The sequence below is a fragment of the Streptomyces sp. JH34 genome (genome assembly GCF_029428875.1).
GTDB lineage: Bacteria > Actinomycetota > Actinomycetes > Streptomycetales > Streptomycetaceae > Streptomyces.
The window spans coordinates 7261965-7279370 of the sequence record NZ_JAJSOO010000001.1; the positions used below are offsets into that span (position 1 = coordinate 7261965).

At 67.9% G+C, this 17406-nt stretch carries 17 protein-coding genes, 1 tRNA gene and 2 pseudogenes; 8 read left to right on the forward strand and 12 right to left on the reverse strand.

Annotated elements, in window-relative coordinates:
• Positions 1-29: 29 nt before the first annotated feature.
• Together LWJ43_RS32680 and LWJ43_RS32685 are read left to right on the forward strand one after the other, a co-directional pair.
• Complete coding sequence (locus tag LWJ43_RS32680) at positions 30-389, forward strand: hypothetical protein (RefSeq protein WP_462100853.1); 360 nt, start codon at positions 30-32, stop codon at positions 387-389.
• A 51-nt stretch (positions 390-440) separates the two neighbouring features.
• A pseudogene (locus LWJ43_RS32685) lies at positions 441-599 on the forward strand (IS5/IS1182 family transposase); the annotation flags it as partial.
• Between the two features lie 64 nt (positions 600-663).
• Here the strand turns inward: LWJ43_RS32685 and LWJ43_RS32690 are convergent.
• From LWJ43_RS32690 to LWJ43_RS32705, 4 genes are all read right to left on the reverse strand, one after another.
• Positions 664-948 (reverse strand): DUF7336 domain-containing protein, encoded by a 285-nt coding sequence (locus tag LWJ43_RS32690; RefSeq protein ID WP_277330198.1) that lies wholly within the window; start codon positions 946-948, stop codon positions 664-666.
• A gap of 218 nt (positions 949-1166) precedes the next feature.
• Complete coding sequence (locus LWJ43_RS32695; protein ID WP_277330197.1) at positions 1167-1391, reverse strand: hypothetical protein; 225 nt, start codon at positions 1389-1391, stop codon at positions 1167-1169.
• A 277-nt stretch (positions 1392-1668) separates the two neighbouring features.
• Positions 1669-2436 carry a transposase gene (locus LWJ43_RS32700; protein ID WP_277330196.1) on the reverse strand — a complete coding sequence of 256 codons (768 nt, stop codon included), beginning with the start codon at positions 2434-2436 and terminating at the stop codon, positions 1669-1671.
• A gap of 33 nt (positions 2437-2469) precedes the next feature.
• Positions 2470-2883: a hypothetical protein gene (locus LWJ43_RS32705; RefSeq protein WP_277330195.1), complete on the reverse strand. Its 414-nt coding sequence runs from the start codon at positions 2881-2883 to the stop codon at positions 2470-2472.
• A gap of 111 nt (positions 2884-2994) precedes the next feature.
• On the opposite strand from LWJ43_RS32705, the gene LWJ43_RS32710 reads away from it, so the two are divergent.
• Both LWJ43_RS32710 and LWJ43_RS32715 read left to right on the forward strand, forming a co-directional pair.
• Positions 2995-3348, forward strand: coding sequence for an alpha/beta hydrolase-fold protein (locus LWJ43_RS32710; RefSeq protein WP_346771956.1), 354 nt, complete (start codon positions 2995-2997; stop codon positions 3346-3348).
• Positions 3349-3423: 75 nt separating this feature from the next.
• Positions 3424-4239 (forward strand): protein phosphatase 2C domain-containing protein, encoded by an 816-nt coding sequence (locus LWJ43_RS32715; protein WP_277330193.1) that lies wholly within the window; start codon positions 3424-3426, stop codon positions 4237-4239.
• A 90-nt stretch (positions 4240-4329) separates the two neighbouring features.
• Here the strand turns inward: LWJ43_RS32715 and istB are convergent, their stop codons facing one another.
• A complete protein-coding gene (gene istB, locus LWJ43_RS32720; protein WP_277330192.1) occupies positions 4330-5130 on the reverse strand; it encodes an IS21-like element helper ATPase IstB in 801 nt (266 codons plus the stop codon).
• Positions 5127-6762 (reverse strand): annotated as a pseudogene (gene istA, locus LWJ43_RS32725) (IS21 family transposase). Before istA ends, istB begins: the two are co-directional and overlap by 4 nt.
• Positions 6763-8271: 1509 nt before the next feature.
• On the opposite strand from istA, the gene LWJ43_RS32735 reads away from it, so the two are divergent.
• A tRNA-Trp gene (locus LWJ43_RS32735) sits at positions 8272-8346 on the forward strand.
• A 24-nt stretch (positions 8347-8370) separates the two neighbouring features.
• On the opposite strand, the gene LWJ43_RS32740 is transcribed toward LWJ43_RS32735, so the two are convergent.
• The 3 genes from LWJ43_RS32740 to LWJ43_RS32750 all read right to left on the reverse strand — a co-directional run bounded on the left by LWJ43_RS32740 (position 8371) and on the right by LWJ43_RS32750 (position 10943).
• The gene (locus tag LWJ43_RS32740) at positions 8371-8610 is read right to left on the reverse strand and encodes an Imm32 family immunity protein (protein WP_277330191.1); all 240 of its coding nucleotides are present in this window, start codon (positions 8608-8610) and stop codon (positions 8371-8373) included.
• 690 nt (positions 8611-9300) lie between these two features.
• Positions 9301-9723 (reverse strand): hypothetical protein, encoded by a 423-nt coding sequence (locus tag LWJ43_RS32745; RefSeq protein WP_277330190.1) that lies wholly within the window; start codon positions 9721-9723, stop codon positions 9301-9303.
• A gap of 920 nt (positions 9724-10643) precedes the next feature.
• Positions 10644-10943: a hypothetical protein gene (locus tag LWJ43_RS32750; RefSeq protein ID WP_277330189.1), complete on the reverse strand. Its 300-nt coding sequence runs from the start codon at positions 10941-10943 to the stop codon at positions 10644-10646.
• Between the two features lie 1013 nt (positions 10944-11956).
• On the opposite strand from LWJ43_RS32750, the gene LWJ43_RS32755 reads away from it, so the two are divergent.
• On the forward strand, positions 11957-12235 hold the full coding sequence (locus LWJ43_RS32755; RefSeq protein WP_277330188.1) for a hypothetical protein: 279 nt from the start codon (positions 11957-11959) through the stop codon (positions 12233-12235).
• 58 nt (positions 12236-12293) lie between these two features.
• On the opposite strand, the gene LWJ43_RS32760 is transcribed toward LWJ43_RS32755, so the two are convergent.
• Positions 12294-12539, reverse strand: a complete 246-nt coding sequence (locus tag LWJ43_RS32760; RefSeq protein WP_277330187.1) for a hypothetical protein — start codon at positions 12537-12539, stop codon at positions 12294-12296.
• A gap of 239 nt (positions 12540-12778) precedes the next feature.
• On the opposite strand from LWJ43_RS32760, the gene LWJ43_RS32765 reads away from it, so the two are divergent.
• Both LWJ43_RS32765 and LWJ43_RS32770 read left to right on the forward strand, forming a co-directional pair.
• On the forward strand, positions 12779-13975 hold the full coding sequence (locus LWJ43_RS32765; protein WP_277330186.1) for a helix-turn-helix domain-containing protein: 1197 nt from the start codon (positions 12779-12781) through the stop codon (positions 13973-13975).
• Positions 13976-14435: 460 nt separating this feature from the next.
• Positions 14436-14636, forward strand: a complete 201-nt coding sequence (locus LWJ43_RS32770; protein ID WP_277330185.1) for a hypothetical protein — start codon at positions 14436-14438, stop codon at positions 14634-14636.
• 1823 nt (positions 14637-16459) lie between these two features.
• On the opposite strand, the gene LWJ43_RS32775 is transcribed toward LWJ43_RS32770, so the two are convergent.
• A complete protein-coding gene (locus LWJ43_RS32775) occupies positions 16460-16735 on the reverse strand; it encodes a hypothetical protein (protein ID WP_277335763.1) in 276 nt (91 codons plus the stop codon).
• Positions 16736-17056: 321 nt separating this feature from the next.
• Positions 17057-17323, reverse strand: a complete 267-nt coding sequence (locus LWJ43_RS32780) for a hypothetical protein (RefSeq protein WP_277335764.1) — start codon at positions 17321-17323, stop codon at positions 17057-17059.
• Positions 17324-17406 lie beyond the last annotated feature (83 nt).

The window sequence follows — 17406 nt, forward strand, 5'->3', positions numbered from 1 at the left end:
CCGTACCAGCGGCCTACGTTCAGAGAGCGATGCACATGACCAGCCAGCAAGCAACGACGACCCTGTGGCGCCCCACCGGCCCCAGGGAGCTGGATCTGGTTCGGGAGCTGAACTGGCGTGCGTGGCCGCCCCGGCTGCCCGAGCAGCCGATCTTCTACCCGGTTTTGAACGAGGACTACGCGATCAGGATCGCCCGGGACTGGAACGTGAAGCATGACGGTGCCGGCTTTGTCACTCGTTTTGAGGTGGAGTCGGAGTTCTTGAGCCGGTATCCCGTCCAGCAGGCCGGCGGGCAGACGATCCTCGAGCTCTGGGTTCCGGCCGAGGAGATGGACAACTTCAACGCTCACATCGTCGGCGATATCCAGGTGGTCCACGAGTTCCGCTGAGGCGGGGAGGGGTGCTGGGGCGGCACGTCGGGCCGGTGCGATGATCCCGGCGTGGCTGGTGTGATCACGGCGTCGGAGCCGTCCTGGACAGCCCAGTTCACCGGGCTGAGCCCGCGTATCTTCGGGAAGCTGGTGATCGTGCTGCGGCGCGAGGGTGCGGACGCGGTCCGCAAGGGCCGACCGTGGGGCCTGTCCTTGGAGGACCGGGCGGCGTCGAAGCGCTGAGGTTTACGCGCCCAGGGAACGGCAGCCCACCAGGGCTCTGCCTGCGGACCTACTCGCTCGGCGGAACTCGAACGAAGCCCTCGGTCCAATCATTCTCATCGAGCTCGCAGGGGTCGAAGGAGAAGCACTCCGGTTCGTCACGGAAGCCCGGTAGCAGCCGAGCCTGACGCACACGCTGTTCAACCCGTTCGCGGGTTGAGTAGATACCGAGCAGTTTTACGTCGTCGCCGTCCGACTCGTCGCAGAACACGCCACTCTCATCGACGTGCACTGTCGAGCCGTCGTCGCCAGCTTCGTTCTGGTGGCCGACATGCCACAGCGGATACACGATCACGGGCGCGAAGCTACCAGCACTCAAGTCCGTGGACGTTCGACACCCCTCACCTCCTGGGCCCCACAGATCACAAACCGGGCATGACGCGACTTCGCCGAGGCCCTGCCTGGGAGATGATCGCTGCCGCACTGGACGCCGGGTGGAGGCACCGTGGGTGACCGGCGACGAGGCATATGGGCAGGACACGCAGCTTCGGGCCGCCCCGGAGGCGCGAAGGCTCAACGTTCCGGACGTGATCGTGGAGCGGCTCGGCCTTCGCGCATGCGCAAGATGAAGGTGACCGCGTCTTCCGAGCGGGTTCCGGTAGTGAGGAGTTCCTGCAGGAGGAGACCGCGAATCGCGGCAGTGGTGATGGCGGCCACCTCCCGCGCGTCCTTCGCCTCGAGCCCTTCACGTTCCGCGAGTGAGGACAGCATCACGGTCAGGTCGTCGATCGACTCCACGAACTCACGGAAGTCGTCGGGTGCGTACGCGGCCAGTCCGACGACGTAGAAGAAGCCGCGGACACGCGACAGCTGCTCCGGCCGGCGAGGAAGCCGAGCGCTGGGAGCGGTTGCGCAACCGCGACCTCGTGCCGCCCGGCGAACCCATCGCGAAGGAGTACATCGATGCGGTGGAAATGGGGGTCGAAAGGGGTGTGACGACTCGCGAGCAAAGCGTTGTCCCGTAAATGATCTCTGAGCGGCCTCGAGCATGGTGGGCTGCTGCACGGCGGGTGGTCTATCCGGCGACGGCGAGGTTGTGCATCCGTGCGATGCCGAGCATGGCGTCGTGGACGCCGTCGCCTTTGAGACGGCAATCGCGGAGAATCTTCCAAGTCTTCATGCGAGCGAAAGCGTGCTCGACGCGGGCGCGGACCTGTTTGTGGGACTTGTTGTGGGCCTGCTTCCAGCCGGGCAGCTCCTTGCCCTTTTGGCGCCGGTGCGGCATCACGAGCCCGGTGCCCGGATAGCCGCCGTCGGCGATGGTCATCGTCGTGCCGACGGCCGCCTTCGCCCCGGACTCCTCCCACGCCTTGCAGTCGTTGCGGTTGCCGGGCAAGGGCCGGCTGACCACCACGACGAGGCGGGTGTCGGCGTCGATGACCACCTGGTGGTTGGTGGAGTACCGGTAGTTCTTCGACTGCTCAGCAACGGTGTGGTCACGGGTGGGCACCAGGGTGCCGTCCACGATGAGCACCGTGTCCTTCGCGAACCGCTTGCGGGGCTGGAGGGCGAGCATCGGCCCGAGGTGATCGATGATCCGGTCCGCCGCCGACTTGGACACCCCGAACAGCGGGGCAAGCTGCCGCATGGTCAGATTCGTGCGCCAGTACGCCGCGACCAGCAGTGTCCGATCCTCCAATGACAGGCTCCACGGCCGGCCCCTGCGGACCGCATCAGCTCCCTGATGCCGCAAAACCGTCACGAGTTTCCCGAACTGCCGCGGACTCAACCCGGTGAAGGGGGCTATCCAAGAGGGCTCCGACGCCGTGATCACACCAGCCACAACAAGATCATCTCACCCATGACCAGAGACAGCTCAGGTGCGAAGGCTCAACCGCAGTCTGAGCAGGTGGCGTAGACGGGCAGAGGCGCCACGGAGGTTGCCGAGCTTCCTCACCGCGTCCGCATCAAGTTCCAGCCGGTCTGCAAGAGCAAGCACGGCGGCGTAGGGCCGTTCGCCCTCTTCGAGCTTCGCGGCAACGGCACCGAGGACAGCTCGAAGAACGACGGGGTCCGCGCCGGAATGTTTCGCCAGCAGACACAGGAGCCTGTTGTCGTTCCAGACGCTGTCTCGGGCCGTGCTCAGCTCCTGCAGGGCGACGGGCGGGGTGTGGGGATTGGCAGCCAGGGCCTGCCAGACGAAGGGGTACGGACATTGCGCGAGACGCTGCAGCACGACGCTGTCCTTCTCGGCATGCGCCAGTGCGAGGTAGTCGGCGGGCGTGGGCACGAAGATGACCTCTCAGGAGCGTCGAAGCCGTCATCTTGCCACTGCACCTTGTCGTGCCTGCCTCCACCATCATTTACGGGACAGCTCTAAGCCGACGCCTACCTCGCTGAATTGAGCGACAGCCGCGGGGACATGTTCCTGAACTTCCTTACCGACGACCTGCACCCGCGAATCGAACGCGACTACGGCACAGCCCCGGGCGGTCACGGTCTCTTCGGCTACTCCTATGGCGGACTCTTCAGCCTCTACGCCTGGCTCACCAAGAGCACCTTCTTCGAGAGCATCGGCGCGGGCAGCCCCGGCATCGTCAATGCGGTGGCTTCGTTCACTTCCAGCGACAGCGTTTGTCGATCTGTTTCAGCAGCAGTTCATGCTCGGCGTCGCGGTGGGTGTTCACGAGAAATGACGGCACTGCGGCTTGGCGTGTCGGCGTGCAGGTCAACGTGCCCAAACGATTACGGCTGAACGTGCTGTGTGCGCCCCAAGGCATCGGCGGTTGTATGGTCGACGCCTCAATCAGCAGGAGGGCAGCGGCAGGGCATGCGGGTGACGATGACGAGCGCTGCGGCGCGGACTGGCCACGCGAACGAGGACTTCACCGGCGCTGTACCGACGGGAGTCGTGCTAATCGACGGCGCCGGCATCGCCGGCACCGAATCGATCTGCCGACACGGCGTGGCCTGGTACGCCAGCCACCTGGGAGGCAGCCTCCTCAGCCTCCTGTCACGCGAGCGGGACCACAGCCTCGCGGCGCTCCTCGCCGAGGCCATCCAGCAGGTGACGGACATTCACCGGGGCACCTGCGACGTCGCCAACTCCATCAGTCCGTCAGCAACCGTAGCCATCCTGCGGCTGTCCGGCGGCCTCATCGAGTACCTGGTGCTCGGTGACTCGGTTCTCGTGCTCGACAAAGCAGTTGGTGGGCCGCTGGTCGTCTCCGATCCCAGGGAGGTGGTCATCAGCCGGTCGTACCAAGCCGCGCTCGAGTCCGTCGCCGAAGGGAGCGACGAGTACCACCGAATCCTGCGGGACTTGCGCGCCAACCGAAACCAGCCGGGCGGCTTCTGGGTGGCCAAGGACGACCCGTGGGCGGCAGAGGAGGCGATCACCGGGAGCTGTCCGGTTTCCGAGCTGACCGGTGCCGTCCTGCTCAGCAATGGAGCCAGCCGCATCGTGGATCGGTTCCAGCTCGCGGACTGGCCAGGGGTCATGGCCGTCTTGGCGTCGAGCGGACCCGTCGAAATCATCCATCGTGTCCGGCAGGCGGAGGCACGCCACGCGGTGGCGGCGGACGATGCGACGATCGCACACTGTACCGGGCTCGACGAGGCCCTTGGTCGGTCTGAAGGCGTCTGACCAGTGCTCTTGCTGCTGTTTCGCGCGCCGTCAGCATAGGCGGAACCGCCGCCGGCGAGGCGGCGGTCCATCGGCGTGGGAGATGCAGGGTCAGCTGGCTTTGGCTGGCTCTTCGGCTCGCGCGCGTGTGCTGGCGAGGCGGTAGGAGCCGGTTCCGGTTTCGATGATGGTGCCGTTGAAGGTGAGACGGTCGACGATGGCCGCGCAGAGGCGGGGGTCGGTGAAGGTCTTGGTCCAGCCGCCGAAGGACTCGTTGGAGGCGATGGCGACACTGTTCTTTTCCTCGCGTTCGGTCAGAACCTGGAAGAGGAGTTCGGCGCCGTGTCGGTCGAGTTCCATGTAGCCGAGTTCGTCGATGCAGAGGAGATCGACGCGGCCGTAGCGGGCGATGGTCTTGTTGAGCTGCTTCTCGTCGGCGGCCTCGACCAGCTCGTTCACCAGCTTCGTGGCGAGCGTGTAGCGGACCCGGTAGCCCTTCATCGCGGCCTCGGTGCCCAGGGCGATGAGCATGTGGGACTTGCCGGTGCCGGAGTCGCCGATCAGGCAGAGCGGCTGACTCTTCTTGATCCACTCGCAGCTGGCCAGGGTGTGGACACACGCAGCGTCGATGTTCGGGTTGGCGTCGAAGTCGAAGGCCCGCAAGGACTTCTCCCGTGGAAAGCCCGCGGCCTTGATCCGTCGTTCCGAACGACGCCTGGCCCGGTCGTCGCACTCGGTCATCAGCAGCTCGGCGAGGAAGCCGCGGTAGGTCATCTGATCTTTGATCGCCCGGTCGGCGATCTCGTTGAACTCGTTGCGAATTGAGGGCAACCGCAGCAGGCGGCAAGCACTGTCGATCGCGGCGTCGGCGGCCTGCTCGGTCAAGCCTCGCTGGCGGGGCAGGGTGGTCACTGTGCTTCTCCCTCATGGTGGTCGCTGCCGCTGGTGCGGCGGCGTCGGAGCAGTTGGTCATAGGGGGTCACCGACGGCAGCGGTCTGGTGTCCGGCGGGAGGTGCGCGAGGCGCCACTCGTGCAGCGACGTGACAGTCGCTGGCGTCCCGGGAATCGCCGGAGCGGATGCTCCGACTGTTGGCTCGTCCTCTGCCTGGGCGGCTTTGCGGGCCTCCAGGGCAACGGCGTCAGCGGTCAGGGCGCCGGCCCGCAGCGCGGTGGCCAGGCCCGCGACCACATGCTCGTGGGCGAGGTGCCGGTTCAGCAGCAGGACCTCGATCAACGCCCGGGTGCCGTCCCGTTCTCCGTGAACTTTGCGGGCCTGGGCCCACCAGGCGTCGTGGACCGGCGTGAACTTGCCCGCCGACCGGGCCTGTTCCAGAGCCGTGGCACCGGGAAAGGCACCGGGCTTGCGGATGAGGGCTTCGAGGTAGTGGTCCAGATCCAGGCGGCAGCTGCCCTTCGCGATCAGCCTTTCATGCCGGGCCACCTCGACATTCCTGTCATAAACCACCAGGTGAGAGGCGTGCAGGACGACGCGCACTCGCTTGCCGATGAGGCGGGTCGGGACCGAGTAGCGGTTGGTGCGAACGGCGATCTGGCTGTACCGGTCGACCCGCGGAGTGAACAGCCGGCCCGTCTCGAACGGCTCCTCCGGCAGCGGCATGAGCAGCGGCTGTTCGACGGTGAAGTACTCGTCCACGGTCCGCGGCCGCGAGCCGATCCGGCGGTGCCCGTCGTGCAGGTCCCACTGATCAACCATCTCGTTTAGCTCGGCGAGGGAGTCGACTTCCGGGACCGGAGTGAAGTGATTGCGTCGGAAGTAGCCGATCATCCCCTCGACGCCGCCCTTCTCATGGGCGCCTTCGATGCCCGGGGCGGCAGTAGAAGCTCTCGATGTTGAAGTGCGAGCGGAAAGCGATCCACCGATCGGTCTCCACCCTCGCCCGGCTCAGCCCTAGCACCTGGGCGACGGCCGACTTCAGGTTGTCGTAGCGGATCTTGGTCCGGGGAACCCCGCCCAGCGTCCGAAGCGCATGCACATGCCCTTCGAAGAACGCTTCCTGGCCGCACGAAGCGAAAACCCGGTGCACGGCCTTGCCCGAGTAGGACAGGCGAAGCGAGAACAAATAGCAGGTCACCAGCTCGCCGGCCAGACGCACCGTCACGTCACCGAAGTCGACCTCAGCCTCGTGACCGGGCAGGTGGGACTGAGGCACGAACGCTTCCACCGGGGCCTTCCCCGAGGCCGCGAGGATCTCCGGCTTCCGGTCGGAGACGTAGCGCCGGACCATCTGGTAGGACACGTCGGCGCTGTGCTCCTCGACCAGCCGGTGGAAGATCCGGGTGATCGTGTGCCGTTGCTTGCGCGGCGCGTCGAGGTCCGTCCGCAGCATCTCGTCGATCACCGGCTTGTACGGATCCAGCGCGGTCGGCCGCGGCGGAAGCTTCTTGCGCGGCTCCGGCCAGACCGAGTCCACGGCCTTCTTCACCGTCCGCCACGACACGTTGTACTTGCGCTCAAGCTCGCGCATCTTCATGCCAGCTCGGTGATCACGCCGGATCGCCGCGTACAACTCGACCTTCGACATCTGCGGCATGACCAGGACCTTTCACCAGGAGCACCCCGATGCTGCCCTGGCAAGTACCCCGGTGCTGTCGAAACTCGTGAACATCACCCGACCGTGGATCTGGGTGCCTCCCAAACCCGTGAACAACTGACGGCACTAAAGCCACTGGCACGCCACCTACCGCCAGCTCGCCACACCCCGCCCCCGCCGCACCACCGCGCTACGCCGCCGCTTGCTGGTCTTGTCCGTGCGGATTCAGTGGCATCCGTTCTGGTCCACTGCATCCGGCCGCGTTCCCGCGGCCCGGGTGGAGCTGAAGCGCCTTGCCCGCCGTCAGGGGCAACTCGAGGCGAGGACGGCATGAGCTGGCTGGGCGCTCTGTCCGTCGGCAAGCCGCGATCCTCGGACCGGACACCAGTGGCGCTCCTGCCGCTTGTGCGCGTGAGGCGTCCTTCCTGCGACGTGGATTCGGTACGCGGCAAGGTGCGCAATCCCGCGCGATGCTTCCGCGCTGCCTTGAAGGGCACCCTGCGGGTGCGCAATCTGCGCAGTGCCTGCGGGGAGGTCGGTCGCGGGTGCAGCGGGAGGTCGCCTGTGTCAGTCGTCGGGGGTGGTGTTGCTGGCGCCGCATGACCAGCAGTTCCACTCGCTGGGCACTTCGTAGTGCGTGGTGGTCCAGAATCCATTGGGCCGGCCTGGATGAGGTTGGTCTCCCAGCATCTCCAGCAGTTGAACTCGAAGTCCTCCATACGCTCAGGATGGCTCTTGCGCCGGCCCGCCAGGACTCGATCGCTCAACCTGGCGAGAAGACAGCGGCGTGAGGCGCGCGGGGTTTCGACTTCCTCGTGGCGAGCCGTAGAACGTGCGGGCCTGCACTGCGGAGGTCTGTCCAGCCATCTGCCAGGGATCTGTCCAGGGACCTGTCGGGAATCCGTCCCGGGTCTGTTCGGGGGACAGATGAACGGGCCCTTTGGACGGATTCCCGACAGGTCCCTGGCGGATGTCCGGGCAGATGATCCGGTGCCCTCGCCGGGGTCGTCCGGCCGCGCCGGGCCCCTTCGGGACGACTGGAGCGCTTTTTCGGCCCTGAGGCCTGTCTGAGGGCGAAAACCGCAGATGGGCCGTTTTCGCTGTTTGGCCAGGTCAGGACCGCCACCCGGCACCGACATGGCACCGCCACCCCGCCCGTTTTGACCGTCATGCACCGCCACCCGATGACGGTGGGGTGGCGGTGGGCATGACGGTGCAAACCGGACAGGGTGGCGGTGGGTATGACGGTCAAACGGACACGGGTGGCGGTGCCCGCACCGACGGCACGGCACGGTTCCGGCCGGGCTTGCGGGCCTAACCCCTCGATGTCCCACACTGCGCCGAAACGCGTCGTTGGCACATCGCAGCCGGCCCGGAATCACCCGCCGCCCGCCCCGTCCAGACATCCGCTGACGCCCAGCGGACGACTGGACGGCCCGGACCCTCGTCCGGGCTTGCGCGGCTACTGTAAGTGACCACTTTTAGGATGGCGGACGGGGCGGAGCTGTAGCGCAGAGGTCGTCGCGCGCGGTCTCCAAAATCGCGAGGACGCCGGTTCGAATCCGGCCGGTTCTGCCTTCCTGCCGTAGCCGGCGCGGGTCAAGCGGTACCGGTGCTGGGTCGGCGTGGCTCTACAGCGCTTCGTCCCGGGCCAGGATCAGGCTGACCGATCCCGTCTTCGAGATTGATGCCGCTCTCGAGGTGCTCGTGGTACCCGTCGCTGAGTTCGGGATCTGTGAGCCCCATGAGTCGCTCAGCCAGGTCGCGCAACCCTGCGGCGTTCGCCGCAATGGTGATCTCGGTCGCTGAGCCGTACACCTTGATCCTGGGTTCATCCACGCGGTCACGTTACGGCGAGCCCTCACGCCGGCCTTCGTGGCTGCCGACGAACCAGATTCCCCGTGATTCCTCAGCCTGTTCCGGCACGGGTGTGGCACGGCTGGCCCCTCGGTGCGCCACAGTGCGGCAGGGCCTCGTGCCGACCCCCGCAGTCGGCCGCCGAGCAACCCTCCGAAGGGCACCCGGGACGCGCGCCCGGTGGTTCCTTACTCCTCACCTCCTGGCATGGAGCGGCCAATTGACTGGCCTGGAGCCTGGTGGCGGGCTCTCTCCGCCGAGGGAGGAGGGAAGGAGTAAGTAACCACCGTGCGGGGCTTGCTCCTCGGCGCGCGACAGCTGGGTCAGGCGCTGTCGCCGACCCAGTGCAGTCGGTCCGGGTCGCCGGGCTGGCCCTCGTAGTGGGCCCGCCCGGCCCGTACGCACCCTGCTCGGTGATGAGTGCCGCGCCGTCCACCAGCTGCTGCACGCTCCACCCGGTGACGTCGAGGCGCTGCCCGTCCAGTGGCCCGCCGATCAGTGCCGCGTACCGGTGCCCGGCCACCTCAACGTCGGGCTCGCCCGGCTGCGCAGCACATCGGCTGTTGAAGGGTCCGTCGGCCGCATGCGCAGCCGGCCTGGGAACGCGGCGCCGCCCGCCCCTGGGGTCTCTGGACCCCGTCCAAGACAACCGCTCTTTCGATTCTGACGGATCTACGGCCAGGCGATGATGTCGAAGGTCACGAAGTGGCCACCGTCCCGCTGCTCTGGAGCGGTCCGGATTGTCACGAGCCCCACGTGATCGTTACTGAGAACACAGACCCTGGTTCCCTGGGTCAGCTGCGGTTCCCCGACGGCGTCGGTGTATCGGGTTTCTGATTCGCATTCGGCCCGCGTCCCGTCCTGTCCGGAGTCCAGTCGGACGAGCTTCCCCGATTTCGAAGTCAGTCCATTCGCGACGGTGTAGGAGAGATCGGAGTTGAAATCCTGACGAGGCTTGATCGGGTTGTCCGAAAGGAAAAGGCTGTAGTCGGCGGGCATGCGGAGGTTTTTGCTGGTGACCGCCGCGGGCTCCGCCGACGAGGAGGGGGCGGTGGAAGCCGGGGTGGACTCGGTGGCAGTCGGCGTGTGCGTCACGGTGACTGTGGCGGGTGGCTGTGCCACCGGCGTTCTCGCAGTCGGCGAATTGAACACCACCGGAAGTCCGAAGAATCCGAGTAAGAGCCCAGCCACGCCTGTCAGCGCAGACAGGACGGCTGCCCATTCGCCCAAGCGGCTTCTGGGAGGTGTCGGGCCAGGCGACGGCGGGTTAGGAGGCGGTGGTCCTGCAGGACTCGGCTCACTCATGGACGGCTCCTCTTTGGAAGGAAGTAGTGCCCGGACTCGGCGCAGCGGGACATCCGGCCCACGTTGTTCTGACGTTGCCGCTGCCTGAAGAGCATCATGGCCGGGTATCTGATCAGCTGCGCGACCTTTGTGATTTCGGACGTTGCCGCTTGCCGTTCGGTTGCCGCCACGCGCCCTTTCAGGGAGTCGCGAGACAGTGTCGAGGACCTGTTGGGCGGCCCCCCAACGCGTGCCGAGCGTGTCCCGTGCCGGGCGTGCTGCGCACACGCATACGCAAGGCACCACCACCCAGGGCTGCGCCCGCGCACCCGTCCCCGCAGCCGCGCCTGCCTGTCCGCCCCTGGACGACTGCGCGGCTGCGCCGGTGCGAGGGCGCGGCCGTGGGCGGGCGTCGGGTGAGCGGTGGGTGTGCGGCCCGTACGGGAGGCACGGGAGCCCGGCGGCCGGGGTCCGATCCGGAGACGTCCTCCGAGAGCGTCCAGGCCACCGGAACCGGCTCGGTGGGGGTGGTCGCGCGCGTTAATGCGTGCACACGTGCACGTGCACGTGCACACGCGTGCACACGAGGGAAGCCCTCAAACCTGGCCGCCGGATCGGGTGCTTGCGGTGCTAGCCCCTCGGCGCGCCACAGTGGGTCAGGCCGTGTCGCCGCCCCCTTGCAGCCGGACTTGCGGGGCTTGCTGGCTCAACGCGCTTAATGGGCGCGGTCCCTATGGGGTGTCGCCGATCCAGTGCAGCCGGTCCACGCCAGGGAAGAGACGCAGACGGTCCCGGCGCCTACGGAGTCGGTGCTCGACGTTCCCCCGCTGGACCAGATCTCTGCGGTCCTGCGGGTGGCCGCCGAGCAGCTGGCCGAGCAGGACCGGGAGCTCGATGTCCCGCGCGAGCACGTCGGGCTCCGTCCCGTCGACCGCGTACCCGAAGGCCCCACGATTGTCCCGGGACAAGTCGTGGACAACTCCGAGAACGCCCAGGCAGCAGTAGTTGTCCACACCTTGCCCGCGGATCACCTGGACAACGATCCCGTCGAGGTGTGGGCACCCGCTACAGCGGCCGTGCCGGGCCCGGGTGACCGGCCCGGCACGACGGACAGCCACCCAGCTGCGCGGCGCCCTGGAAGGGCAGCCGTACCGGGCCCGTCTCTGGTGGAGAGCCTGGCCACGGTCCGTACCCCGGATGAGTTCGGGGCGCACCTGTGGGCACTGCGTTCCCGGCAGGCCTGGCAGGGCAGGGACATGGTTCTCGCCGCGCTCCACAGAGGACATATCAGTCCCACCGGACAGCTCACCGAGCAGGAACAGCGCACCGCAAAGGAGTGGCTGGGCGGAACCCTCCTGCCATACGGGCGCGAGCTCGACGGGATACTGCTGGCGAGCGGCGTCACCCCGGAAGAAGCAACGGCCTTCCGGGCTGGGTCGCCGGGATCTTCATCTCGTTTGCTGCCGATTCAACCGTGATTGACACGGCAACCATGGTCGCAATTGTTGGTGTTCCGTTCGCCCTGCCTGCAGGGCTGGTCATTCCATGGATCCCCGGTATGGATGCTTGGGGGCGCCATTTGGCCGAGAACATCGGCCTGCTGTAGCCGCGCACCAGACCGCCGACGCGAAGCCCACAGGCACGTTGCCGCCGGACAACGGTGGCGGGCGTGGACCCGGGGAAGCAGGGCGGCGCTGTACCAGCAGCTAAGGACAGTCCGTCGACCGGAGGACCGCCGCGAGGGGCAGGGTCACCGCTGGAGCCGTCTGGACCGCATCCGGCGGGCTGGGCGCTCCCCTGGCCCCGCCAAGCACCCCGGTGTCGTCCGGGGCGGGTGTTCCGTAACCGGCCGGGCACCAGCCACCCGCCCCAGACCCACGGCACCCTGCCACACGACACCGCGAGCACTCCCCGGAGCCGCTGTACGGGCGGGGCGGGCACCGTCGTTGTTCTGTCAGGGTGCGGTTCTGCGGGGGTGACGTGGCCCGTAGAGCGTGGCACTGTCGTCTGTCCTGTCTTCGGAACTGGCCTGGGGGAGTCCGCAATGAGCATGTTGCTATTAGTTCTGGTGGTATTCGCGGTGGTGTGGGTACTAGTCGCGCTTGTGCCGTTGCGTACTCCTTCTGCCTCCAGGGCGTGGGCGATGGGCGTCCTGGGTGTCTCGGTTCTCGTCGTTCTGGTCGCCGCTCTCTACGGGGCTAACGCAGAAGTAGGGATCGGCTATGACTGGCCATCGCCCGTGCTGCTGACGACGCTCGTGTCGGCGATCGCCGTAGCGCCGGGTGCGATCGTCGCCCTCGTACGGAACGGGAAGAACCGGTAGGCGACCCGGGCTGCGCCGGTCGCCGCGCCGCAGGACCTACCGGCCGCCCCGCCCCGTGTCATGCCGGTGGTCCTGGGCGGGTGTCGCGGTCGTGGGTGCGGCGGAGGTGTCGGTGCTCGCGGTGGTTGGTCCACCAGGTGAGGCGGTCGGGGGAGTCCTGGGGGAAGAGGTTCTGGACGGATGTCGCGGCCAGCGTCAGGACGAGGCAGATCACGACTCCCCACCAGGGGGCGCCGGCCATCGCGGTGGCGAGACCGCTGACTGCGGTGACGGATGCGGGTACCAGGTTCGGGGAGAGGGCCATCGTCCGACCTCATTCACTCGGGTTTCGCGTCCGCCCTGTGCGTCCGCTGATGACAGCTTTGGGCGACGGTGTGCGGTGCGGGAGTGGGAACGGCCCGTTCCCGGCAATCGGTAACGCCCGGCCGGGTCCAGTCGTGTGCGGCTGTCCTCGACGAGTCGGCCCCGGCGCGTCGAGGGATACGCGACAATCGGTCAACTGCGCTGCTTGCGGACGGTGTTCACGGGGGTAGAGGGGCCGGGATGGGTGGATCCGAAGAGGGAGCGGCGGCGGGTGCCGCGTACGCGGCAGCGTTGCGCGACGTGGTGGACGGCTTCCTTGCCACCGGGGGCACGCAGAAGGACATAGCCGCAGCGCTGTATATCTCGCAGGCCGCCCTCTCGCGTTACCTGAGCGGGGACCGGGTCGCCTCGTACGACTTTCTTCGTAAACTGCGGGCCTTCCTCGAGGAGCGGGGCCTGCTCTGGGACCAGGAGACGGGCGACCTGCTGGACGCCCTGTGCAGTCAGGCACACGCCACCAGCGGGTCCCCCGCGGTCCAGCTCGTCCAGATCAGGGAGGAGCTGGACCGCCTGCGGGACGAGCAGCAGCACGCGAAGCGGGTCGCCGACACACGCCTGGCCGACCTCGAGACCCAGGCCCGCGACCTCGCCGCGAAACTGGCCCAGGCACTCGATCACGCCCGGACCACCGAAGGCGCACGAGCACTCCTGCAGGAACAGGTCCGGGAACAGGATGAGAGCCTGCGCCACGCCCAGGACTACATCCACCAGATCGAGGCCGACCTCTCCGAGCAGCGCAAGCAGGCCCGGCTGCTGCAGCAGGAAGTCGGTGTCCTGCGCAAGCAGAACCAGCGCCTCGTCGAGGAGCAGCCACACACAGTTTCCGGGGTGTCAACGCAAGACACCGGCATGGAAGCCATACTCGCTCAACGCCGTACTCGGACCGCCCAGGCGAGTACGTCAGGTCCGCACCGTCCCCCTGTTGCTCCTGCGCGGAAGTCCCGAAGCTCGGGCGACCGCTACTCGCCGGAGCTGCACACCTTTGACCGTGCCCGGAAACGTACCCGGGTCGTCCTGCACTCCAGCGTGTCGCGGCCCAAAGCGAGCTGCGACACGGTCTTCATCTGTCTGGCGCTAGTGGTGACCGGGGCTCTGGGAACAGGGCTCAGTGCAGGGTTTCAGGCCGAGCCGGGCCTGAGCATCGCCAGGCTCACCGTCGCCGTCCTGGCCGTCCTCGCCGGGGCGATCGTGTGCTGGTTCACTGTTGTCGCGCTCGGCGACAAGTACCTGATGACGAAGTGGGCCTCTGTGCCAGGAGCTGACCGGATGCTGCTCGGTGCGGTGCCCCTGATGTTGATCACCGCGACCGTGGCCCCCTTCTACTTGGAGACCGATCTGCTCGGGCGCTGGCTCGCCGACGTAGCCGGACTGCTGTAGCCAGGCATCCGCCCTCCCACCCCTGCGGCGAAGGGGTAAGCCCACGAGCCGGCAGACGGCATCCACCGCCGACGTCCGGAAGCCCGGAGAGCGAGGCCGGGAGGGCCGACTCCTGATCTCCGGGCCTCCAGCTCATGTTCAACACCGCCGAGATCGGTGAATCCGCAGGTGCCAAGACGCGCGTGCAGGCGCACGGCCGGGTGCCCAATGAACTCCGCCCAGCGCCTAAGGCTGAGCTGTGCGATCACGGAGTTGCGCCGCTAACTCGTGGCTCGGTCATTGTGCTGCCACCACCCCGCACCAACCGTTCGTCAAGTGCTCGCGAATCCGCCCCACGCCCCGTCAGAGACCTCTCTGCGAAGGCCCGGAACGGATCTTCGCGAGGACTCGCTTCGCCGTCCGGGATTGCGGACTGTGGCCCGCGCTCTACCGGAGCGCACCCACCGAAATGGAGAACGCCGTGTCCACGCTCACCCTCGTCCTCGTCCTGTTCGTCGGGCTGCTCCTGGTCCTGGTGTCCGGGCTCGTCCTGGCCGGCCTGGCCTACGTCACGCACCGCCACCCCCGTATGGAGAAGCCGCTGGGTGTCGCGATCGGGGGCGGCGGCCTCCTCGTTGCGGTCGTCGTGGGCTTGGTCGCCGTCGTCGCTCTCGCCACCTGACGACGATGACGACGGGTCCCGGCGTCGACGTCCTCGAGGTCCAGGACCTCGACGCCAACCGCCCCGGCGGGCCGCTGACCTGCGGCAGTGAGTTTTCCGCGGTGAGTCCGCACGGGGCAGTGAGTTTTCGCGGTGAGTGCGCACGGCGGCAGTGAGTTTTCGCCCCGGGGCGTGGTGAGTTTCCTGGTCGGAAACTCACCACCGCAGGTCAGAGGCGGGACGGCACTCACTCACCACAGCAATCCGCAGACCTCAACCCGTTGGAAATTTTTCTTGTCGGACCTGAAATGCGGTGTGCAGAGTGTCACGCTGCGGCACCCTGGTGGCATGGCTTCCGTGGGCGCCTTTGGGTGCTATATCCGTTTCGGTGAAAGTGTGTCAGAACCGCTGTGCGGCGCGGTAGCGTCGCAGGTCAAGCAGTCTGCTCCCCGCGCATGCGGGGATGGTCCCCCGTCGCAGACAACCAGCCTCCCGCTCCGGGCCTGCTCCCCGCGCATGCGGGGATGGTCCCGGTCCTGGCCCAGGCAGTTCTGCCAGGGCGTCCTGCTCCCCGCGCATGCGGGGATGGTCCCGCCGACGGCATGAAGGGCGGCTACGGATGACTCTGCTCCCCGCGCATGCGGGGATGGTCCCAACACCAAGAGCGCAGCCGAGCGAGCCCGCGTCTGCTCCCCGCGCCCGCGGGGATGTGGTCCCGGGGGTGTTCGGGGCGGGTGTTCCGTCACTGGTACCGGGCACCAGCCACCCGCCCCGGACGCCTGGCACCCTGCCACACCTCGGCGCGGGGCAGTCCGGGGCCCTGTACGGCCCGGGGAGGGCCGCGCCGGCCCGATGGCAGGACGGCGCCCTGGTCGACGCGTTCAGGACTGGGCGGGGTGGTTCGGCGGCAGGGGCGCACTATCCGTACCGCTATCCGGTCCACTATCCGTTCTGCTATCCGTACCACTATCCGGCGCGCATGTTTCGGCCCGGTCCTTGCACAACCGCAGGTCAGACCCCGGTTCGCATTCGGTGAGTGCTCGGACTTCCCCTTGTTCTCCTGGCCTGCCCTGCTGTGGTGGTGGGGTGTGGTGTCTGGTGGTGGGGGCGGTCGCGGGGAAGACGGGGCGGCGCTGCGCTGGCCTCTGAGGGTGTCGCGGCGGCCGGTGGGCCACCGCGACGGACGAGGCGGCCCCGGGGCGCCTGGCGGCCTCCTGGGCGGCGTTCCGGGACCCCCGGGGCTCACCCTCGGGCGCTCCCGGCGTGCTGGGCGCCCTCGGCCCCCATGGGGCCACGGGAGGACCGGTCGTATAACGGCGACACTATTGGCGACGGTAATGACGACGGTATTAGCGACGACAACAGCGACAACAATGGCGACACCGGAAAATCGGCGGCCGTTGCACAACCGCAGGTCAGGCCCCGGTTCGCGTCTGGTGAGTGCTCAGACTTCCCCTTGTTCCCCCGGCCTGCCTGCTGTGTGGTGGTGGTGTGGTGCTGGGGGTGGTCGCGGGGAAGTCGGGGCGGCGCTGCGCTGGCCTGTCTCCTCGCCCGACGCGGTGGCGCCGGGCCGACGTGGGAGGCACCACGGGGCGCAGCCGCTCCTACCGGGGCCGACCGCTGCGCCTGGTGCTCGTGCTCCTCGTCGTACGCGGTCCGGGCGTCGTGTGACGGCCCGCCCCATGTCCGTTCGCCGCCGCCGTGCGTACGGGCGAGCCGGGCCGCCAGGCCGCGCTGGTGGCCACCGGCCCGCCGGAGCTCCGCCAGGGCGACCTCGACGGTCTGAGCGCGCTCTGAGGACACCGGACGGCCCCCGCCCCCGCTCTCCCTGCCCTGCCCCGCTCCTACCCCGGAGACGCCCAACCGTGCCGTCCCCACGGCCTCTGGTGCGCAGCCCAGAACGCTTCCACCTCCGCCTGGTCGTAGTAGTCGACCCGGTCGATGGTGACCACCCGCTCCGGGTGACGGCGCCCCTCCGGCTGCTCGTGGCGCAGCGCGTACCACCGGGCCACGGTTGAGCGGCCCGCCCCGGTGTAGGCGACGATCCACGCACGGCTCACGACCGCACGCCCCTCGACGACATGGCGCAGCCCAGCATCCATGTTTCCGGTCGGCTCCATCAATTGCCCCTCTTTCCATGCGTAGAATAGAGCGCTCCGCTCGGGTGAGTGGGGCGCAGCTGGCGGGGAATTAATTGGAATTCGAGTTGCCGCTCATTTCAATTGCAGTACATTCCCTGCCAGCCTAAAAACAATTAGCGCGCGTCCTCCTCCGGAGGAACGGCGCACGACCCTACGGGTCGTCAAGATGATGAAACCCTAAGGGTTTTGGGACCTGATTCCTCCGGAATCCTCGCCCGCCCCGGGCGGTGCGCTGCGGCAGGGACGGCGGCGCCGGGGCGCAGGTGGTTGCAGCCCTCGCGGCCGCACCACCGCCCATGGCTACGCGCTCAGGGCTACGACCGGCAGCGGGGTGATCCGGCCTTCCCAGAGGTCCCAGGAGCGCGTCACGTGGCTGCTGGCCGGGGAGACCCACACGATCTGGCCCTCCCGCTCAGCGTCAGCCACGCCGACCGCCAGCCGGCACATGACGGCCTCCCAGCCCTCCCGGTCCACGGTGTGCCCGCCGCCCGTGGGCACCTCCACCCGCACGGTGAGGGTCATACGGTCCGGCAGGGTCAGGCTCTCGCCGTCGACCACCACGGTCATGATGTGCGACCCCGAGAAAGCTCCGCGAGCACCAGACGCATGCCTCAGCAGCCACGGACTCACCGGCGTTGAATTCTCGGATT

Excerpts from the sequence above, each read along its gene's own strand:
- LWJ43_RS32755 (WP_277330188.1), top strand. The coding sequence starts at position 11,957 with ATGAGCATGTTGCTATTAGTTCTGGTGGTATTCGCGGTGGTGTGGGTA.
- LWJ43_RS32780 (WP_277335764.1), bottom strand. The coding sequence starts at position 17,323 with ATGACCGTGGTGGTCGACGGCGAGAGCCTGACCCTGCCGGACCGTATG.
- LWJ43_RS32765 (WP_277330186.1), top strand. The coding sequence starts at position 12,779 with ATGGGTGGATCCGAAGAGGGAGCGGCGGCGGGTGCCGCGTACGCGGCA.
- LWJ43_RS32760 (WP_277330187.1), bottom strand. The coding sequence starts at position 12,539 with ATGGCCCTCTCCCCGAACCTGGTACCCGCATCCGTCACCGCAGTCAGC.
- LWJ43_RS32775 (WP_277335763.1), bottom strand. The coding sequence starts at position 16,735 with ATGGAGCCGACCGGAAACATGGATGCTGGGCTGCGCCATGTCGTCGAG.
- LWJ43_RS32680 (WP_462100853.1), top strand. The coding sequence starts at position 30 with ATGCACATGACCAGCCAGCAAGCAACGACGACCCTGTGGCGCCCCACC.
- LWJ43_RS32715 (WP_277330193.1), top strand. The coding sequence starts at position 3,424 with ATGCGGGTGACGATGACGAGCGCTGCGGCGCGGACTGGCCACGCGAAC.